This is a genomic window from Niallia sp. (assembly GCF_031978665.1).
Lineage (GTDB): Bacteria > Bacillota > Bacilli > Bacillales > Cytobacillaceae > Niallia.
Genome location: NZ_DALZDK010000047.1, coordinates 1 through 5,734 on the forward strand (window position 1 = coordinate 1; position 5,734 = coordinate 5,734).

6 protein-coding genes, 1 pseudogene and 1 riboswitch are annotated in these 5,734 nt (G+C 35.6%); of the genes and pseudogenes, 3 read left to right on the forward strand and 4 right to left on the reverse strand.

The genetic code is table 11. The features are described from left to right. Positions 1–79 precede the first annotated feature (79 nt). The 4 genes from RTL21_RS20690 to RTL21_RS20705 all read right to left on the reverse strand — a co-directional run bounded on the left by RTL21_RS20690 (position 80) and on the right by RTL21_RS20705 (position 3,451). Entirely contained in the window at positions 80–625 is a 546-nt protein-coding gene (locus tag RTL21_RS20690; protein WP_312098694.1) for a polymer-forming cytoskeletal protein, read from the reverse strand. Between the two features lie 290 nt (positions 626–915). Further along, on the reverse strand, positions 916–1,737 hold the full coding sequence (locus RTL21_RS20695; RefSeq protein WP_312098696.1) for a MetQ/NlpA family ABC transporter substrate-binding protein: 822 nt from the start codon (positions 1,735–1,737) through the stop codon (positions 916–918). 33 nt (positions 1,738–1,770) lie between these two features. Next, on the reverse strand, positions 1,771–2,448 hold the full coding sequence (locus RTL21_RS20700; protein WP_396954480.1) for a methionine ABC transporter permease: 678 nt from the start codon (positions 2,446–2,448) through the stop codon (positions 1,771–1,773). Further along, positions 2,438–3,451, reverse strand: coding sequence for a methionine ABC transporter ATP-binding protein (locus RTL21_RS20705; RefSeq protein WP_312098698.1), 1,014 nt, complete (start codon positions 3,449–3,451; stop codon positions 2,438–2,440). Before RTL21_RS20705 ends, RTL21_RS20700 begins: the two co-directional genes overlap by 11 nt. 128 nt (positions 3,452–3,579) lie before the next feature. After that, positions 3,580–3,686, reverse strand: a riboswitch (SAM riboswitch). Positions 3,687–3,861: 175 nt separating this feature from the next. On the opposite strand from RTL21_RS20705, the gene RTL21_RS20710 reads away from it, so the two are divergent. The 3 genes and pseudogenes from RTL21_RS20710 to RTL21_RS20720 form a co-directional block, all read left to right on the forward strand. Then, positions 3,862–4,122, forward strand: coding sequence for a DUF1871 family protein (locus RTL21_RS20710; RefSeq protein ID WP_312098700.1), 261 nt, complete (start codon positions 3,862–3,864; stop codon positions 4,120–4,122). 275 nt (positions 4,123–4,397) lie between these two features. Next, the gene (locus tag RTL21_RS20715; RefSeq protein ID WP_312098701.1) at positions 4,398–4,898 is read left to right on the forward strand and encodes an Lrp/AsnC family transcriptional regulator; all 501 of its coding nucleotides are present in this window, start codon (positions 4,398–4,400) and stop codon (positions 4,896–4,898) included. Next, positions 4,898–5,734 (forward strand): annotated as a pseudogene (locus tag RTL21_RS20720) (aminotransferase class I/II-fold pyridoxal phosphate-dependent enzyme); the annotation flags it as partial. The gene RTL21_RS20715 and the pseudogene RTL21_RS20720, both read left to right, overlap by 1 nt.

Here is a 5,734-nt window from a genome sequence, read left to right on the forward strand (position 1 = left end):
AAGTACCCTACAGGTAGACTTTTTTTTAGTGTCTACTCTATAGGGTACATTTTACATTCAGCTAGGTTTTTTAAGGATATTATTGTACTTCTTGTTCTCCAGTTACTTCTCCATCAATAACAGCAGAAGTTTTGAATTCATCACTCTTATAGTAAACATTACCATCAACTTTTGCTGTAGCGTCAACAGTGAATCCGTTAGCTTCTACATAAACGTCTCCAGCAAATGTACCACCTTGAATTTTGAAGTTTTCACTTTGTACTGTCATTTTAGGAGCAGTTAAAGTGAATGAATCGATGATGTTATGATCGTCATCTTGTGTATATAGGGCAAGTTTACGGTAAATTGGATTAGCGGCTTCCCCTTTATCGTGGAATTCACCTGCAACAACAATGTCACTGTCTACTGTTAAATCTTGAAGTGTTGCAACAATCCAATTTCCGTCTTCACTTAATGCATTTATTAGTGGATCTGCTTCGTTAACGATAGAAGCCGTTGTTACAACATCTGCTGATTCTTCTGCTTTATTTTCTTCTTTTTTTGGTTCTGTGTCTGTATTTCCACAAGCTGTTAAAAGCGCTCCTGCTAAAATGGAAGCAAGTAAAACTTTTGGTGTAGTTTTCATGATTGGTTCCCCCTATATTGTCTTTTGTTTTATGTGAATCGCTTCACAATACAACATTATATTAACACACACTTTGTAGTTGTAGAGGGGGGAGGTGTGTCCAATTTGTGAAAGAAATAAGATAAAAATGTGACTTTGTTTCAATAGTCAGAAAATTCAAAAGGTGGTTCTGGAATTAAGATTTACTTCTGTAGAGATAGACCATAATAATCAAAAAAACAGGCGATCTAGGATGAGGAATAATTCTCATTCTAGTCCGCTTGTTTCATAATCTTGTTGCAATTATTTATTTAATTCATCCACTCAGGTTTCCCAAAGCCTTCAAATTCTTCATCAATTATTTTTTCGAATTCAGGTGATTCAACAGCAGCTTTAATATCTTTAGCAAATGTAGTATCTAAATCTTTCGTATTTACAACGACACGGTTTCGATATTGATCGAGCATATTTTCTAATTGAAGGGCATCTAATAAATTCATTTTTGCTGCTAGTGCGAAGTTTCCTGGAACAGCTGATAAATCCACGCTTTCAACTGCACGAGGTAATTGTGCCGCTTCAATTGTTTCAAACTTTAGGTTTTTAATATTTTTTGTTACGTCTTTATCAGATACAGTAAGTGGGTCAGCAGCTTCATCAATTTCAATTAAACCTGCTTCCTCTAGAATTAAGAAAGCACGGGCTGCATTGGTTGGATCATTAGGTATAGCGATTGTCGCACCATCTGTAATGTCTTCTAAACTGTCAAATTTATTTGAATAAATGCCCATTGGAGCAGTTGGAACAGAAATTAGTTCGGATAACTCTAAATTATTTTGTTCAGCAAAAGATTCCATGTAAATTTTATGCTGGAAAAGATTCGCATCAATGCTTCCTTCTGCTAATGCATTATTAGGTTGTACATAATCTGTAAACTCCGTAACTTCTACTTCATATCCTTTATCTTCAAGGATTGGTTTAATTGCCTTTTTTACCATGTCTGCATATGGACCAGATGTTGCACCGATATTAATTTCTTTTTTATCGCCTGTATCCGCATTATTTTTCTCTTCTCCACATGCACTAAGCACACTAAATGATAATAGTAAAAGAATTCCAATAAATATTTTTTTCATTTATCTTTTCCTCCTAAAAATCTTTATGATGTTTTAACGCTTATCCAATGTTTTTGAAAGTTTATCGCCAAAAAATTGAATGATTTGAACTAGGCAGATGAGAACAACAACAGTTGTAATCATAACTGTATTATCATAACGATAATATCCATATTGAATCGCCAAATCACCAACCCCACCACCGCCGACAATCCCAGCCATGGCTGAATATGCAATTAAATTGATAATGGTAATGGTAATACCTTGAATAAGTCCTGGTCTTGCTTCCGGAATTAATACCTGCCAAATAATCATCCATGGGGATGCGCCGATCGCAACAGAAGCTTCAATAACTCCTTTATCAATCTCTCGAAAAGCTTGTTCCACTATTCTTGCAAAAAAAGGAATGGCAGCAACCGATAGAGAAACGGAAGCGGCAGTAGGTCCTATGGTTGTGTTTGTAATCCATTTTGCTAAAGGTAATAACGCTATTAATAAGATAATAAAAGGGATCGAGCGAACCATATTAACAACAAACCCTACGATGTTTTTAAGAAAGGAGTTTTTAAGAAATAGCCCTTTATCCGTAACAAATAGAAGAATTCCTATCGGTAAACCCACAATAATGGCCACAACAATAGAGATACCAACCATATACAATGTTTCAAAAAAAGCAGAATTTAAATCAGGAAGTAATTCTATAATATAATTCCAATCAATACTAAGAGGCATGATGTATCACCTCCACGTTTCTGGTGCGATCTTTGATATATTGAATCGCTTTTGTAATCTCAGCATCGTCACCTGTTAATTCCATTATGAAAATACCAAGTGGATTGTTTTGAATATATTCGATCTTTCCATGTAGAATATTTCCTTTAACTTGATAGTGCTGAAATGCATCAGATATAATGCCTTCTTCTGCAATGGCTCCTTGGAAGGTAACTTTAATAATTTTTCCTTTTCTTTCTTCTAATAGATGGTTTGGTAATTCAAATTGAAGAATGCTATTAACAAAGTTTCTAGTGAGCTCCTGTGTTGGATTGGCGAACATATCGTATACAGGCCCTTCTTCAATAACTTTTCCGGCTTCCATAACAGCCATACGATCACATATATCTTTTACAACTTCCATCTCATGCGTGATAAGAACGATGGTTAACCCAAGTTCTTTATTTATTTTCTTCAACAATGCCAGAATGGATTTCGTTGTAGAAGGGTCAAGGGCAGAAGTTGCTTCATCACAAAGGAGAACAGTTGGATTATTGGCAAGCGCCCTAGCAATACCGACCCTTTGTTTTTGTCCACCGCTTAGTTGGGCAGGAAAGACGTCCTTTTTATCCGTTAACCCTACCATATCAAGCAATTCTAATACGCGTTTATGAATTTGTTTTGATGGTAAATTAGCTGCTTTAAGAGCAAAGGCGATATTTTCATAAACAGTTTTACTACTGACAAGATAGAAATGTTGGAAAATCATCCCGATTTTTAAACGGGCAGCTCTTAATTGCCTTTGATTTAACTTCGTTAAGGATATATTGTCGATAATAATTTCACCGCTCGTAGGCTTTTCTAATAAATTGAGACAGCGTAGAAGAGAGCTTTTCCCTGCACCACTATAGCCTACAATTCCGAATACTTCTCCTTTTTGTATGGTTAAAGAAACATGGTCTACCCCTACAACTTGTTCTTTCTTCGTAGCATATACTTTTACCAAATTGTTTATTTGTATCATTAGAAATTACTATCCTCCTTTTACATGAATTAAAAGATTGTTTCATACTGCTTTATTAGAGGCAGAAAAAGAGTCTGCAAAATAAAAAAACTTCTTTCATTTGAAAGAAGTATCGTATGCATATATCGATCTTATCTTTCAGAATAAGTCATTCTGCAGGAGTTAGCACCTTCCTTTAGGAAAGGAGGTTGCTGGATGTCATCGGGCCTGTTCCCTCAATCTCTCTTGATAAGTAATATGAAATTTTCACTAAATGAATAATAAAGCTAAAATACTGAATTGTCAATATAAATTTAAAAATATAAAGGTTCTGAAGTTTAGGTGTATCAATTCTTTTTACGCTATATTCTTTATGAAGATATATGATAGAATGGTTTCAGCAAAAAAATGGAACAAAGGGTGACAGAGTAATGAACAGTCAGGAAATGAATGTAGAATTTGTGCGATTATTAAATGAATGGGATCCTTTTTCAATAGGAGAAGGGAATTATGATACGGAAATTGCTGACAGTCTTCAAGCATTACATGATTTAGATTTAGAAGAAGATTTAGCGAAAGCTATCCAAGCTATTTATGAATTTTCTTTTGAAGAAGTCATTGCTATAGAGAGTTGCTTAGCAATCTCGAGTAAATTAATGTCTGTAAAACAAAGTGGTACTTGTTCTCTTTAAATTAAGCTGTTTTAGTAAAGTTTGTTGCTACCAGAGACAGTCTGATTAAACATTTGCTTTTCCGTTGGATACGTTTTAGCCTCATCTGTCTAGCTAATTCCTGTGGCTATGTGTATTCAGGCTGTATGGTTTTTATTTTGGGGGTTTACCTATATAAAGTATCATAGAAAAAAACAACCATTTTCATAACAGGATCCCAAAAATTAAATTTGAACGAAAAATTTAGTGATAATTTGGTATAATGAGAATATTTCAAAGCAAGCAGGAGGATGAACATGAAATTAACAGATAAAGAAATTGAAATTGCGGAAATTCTGGAAAAAGATGCGAGAATATCTGACGAAGATATAGCTAAAATGATTGGTGAAGAGTTAGAGAATACAAAAGCAATGATTGCTAAATTAGAAGAAGTAAATATAGTTGTGCGATATACATCTATTGTTGATTGGTCAAAAGTAGAAGGGCATGAAGGTGTTACCGCAATGATTGATGTCAAAGTGACTCCTAAAAGGGGCGTTGGTTTTGATGAGGTTGCTCAAAGAATTTATCGATTTAAGGAAGTTAAGTCTCTCTATTTAATGTCAGGGGCATATGATTTATCTGTGATTATTGAAGGAAAGTCCATGAATGAAGTAGCAAGATTTGTATCTGAAAAGCTATCGACCCTTGATTCGGTTATCTCCACTACTACTCATTTTATTTTGAAGCAATATAAGCATGATGGCACAATATTTGCACCGTCAGATGATGATAAAAGAATTGTGGTGTCACCATAATGAAGCAAACCAAAAGTTATATTGCACAAAAAGTAGAGGAAATGAAGCCATCTGGAATACGAAGATTTTTTGATTTAGCTTCCGGCATGGAAGGGGTTATTTCCCTCGGTGTAGGAGAACCAGACTTTGTAACTTCTTGGGCAACAAGAGAGGCGGCGATTTTATCGTTAGAACAAGGATATACCTCTTATACTGCGAATCCTGGACTTTTAGAGCTTCGCGAGGAAATTAGTCATTATATGCAAAAAAGATTTTTGGTTTCCTATAAGCCTTCTTCCGAAATAATCGTAACAGTTGGCGCTAGTCAAGCGATAGATATCGCTTTACGGGCTATTCTCAACCAGGGAGAAGAAGTAATTGTTGTGGAACCGTGTTTTGTTTCTTATGCACCATTAGTGACACTTGCTGGCGGGGTGCCGATTCCTGTTCAAAGCTTAAAAGAGAATGATTTCAAAATCAAGCCATTTCAGATAGAAGAGGTTATAACCGACCGTACAAAAGCAATCATGATTTGTTCGCCAAATAATCCCACTGGAACAACTCTTTCCAAAGAGGAGCTAGCAGCAATTGTAGCAGTAGCGGAAGAGCATGACTTGCTTATTCTTTCTGATGAAATATATGCAGAGCTTTGCTATGACGAAGAATATACAAGTACCGCGGCAATTGACGGAGCACAGGAGCGTACTATTCTTCTTTCAGGTTTTTCAAAAGGCTTTGCAATGACGGGCTGGAGGCTAGGGTTTGTTTGCGGACCAGAAGAATTAATCCAAGCGATGCTGAAGATTCATCAGTACAGTTTAATGTGTGCGCCGACGATGGCACAATATGCTGGGCTT

Bases quoted from the DNA above. Each gene is read 5' to 3' on its own strand.
- RTL21_RS20700 (WP_396954480.1), bottom strand. From the start codon at position 2,448: ATGCCTCTTAGTATTGATTGGAATTATATTATAGAATTACTTCCTGAT.
- RTL21_RS20695 (WP_312098696.1), bottom strand. From the start codon at position 1,737: ATGAAAAAAATATTTATTGGAATTCTTTTACTATTATCATTTAGTGTG.
- RTL21_RS20710 (WP_312098700.1), top strand. From the start codon at position 3,862: ATGAACAGTCAGGAAATGAATGTAGAATTTGTGCGATTATTAAATGAA.
- RTL21_RS20715 (WP_312098701.1), top strand. From the start codon at position 4,398: ATGAAATTAACAGATAAAGAAATTGAAATTGCGGAAATTCTGGAAAAA.
- RTL21_RS20690 (WP_312098694.1), bottom strand. From the start codon at position 625: ATGAAAACTACACCAAAAGTTTTACTTGCTTCCATTTTAGCAGGAGCG.
- RTL21_RS20705 (WP_312098698.1), bottom strand. From the start codon at position 3,451: ATGATACAAATAAACAATTTGGTAAAAGTATATGCTACGAAGAAAGAA.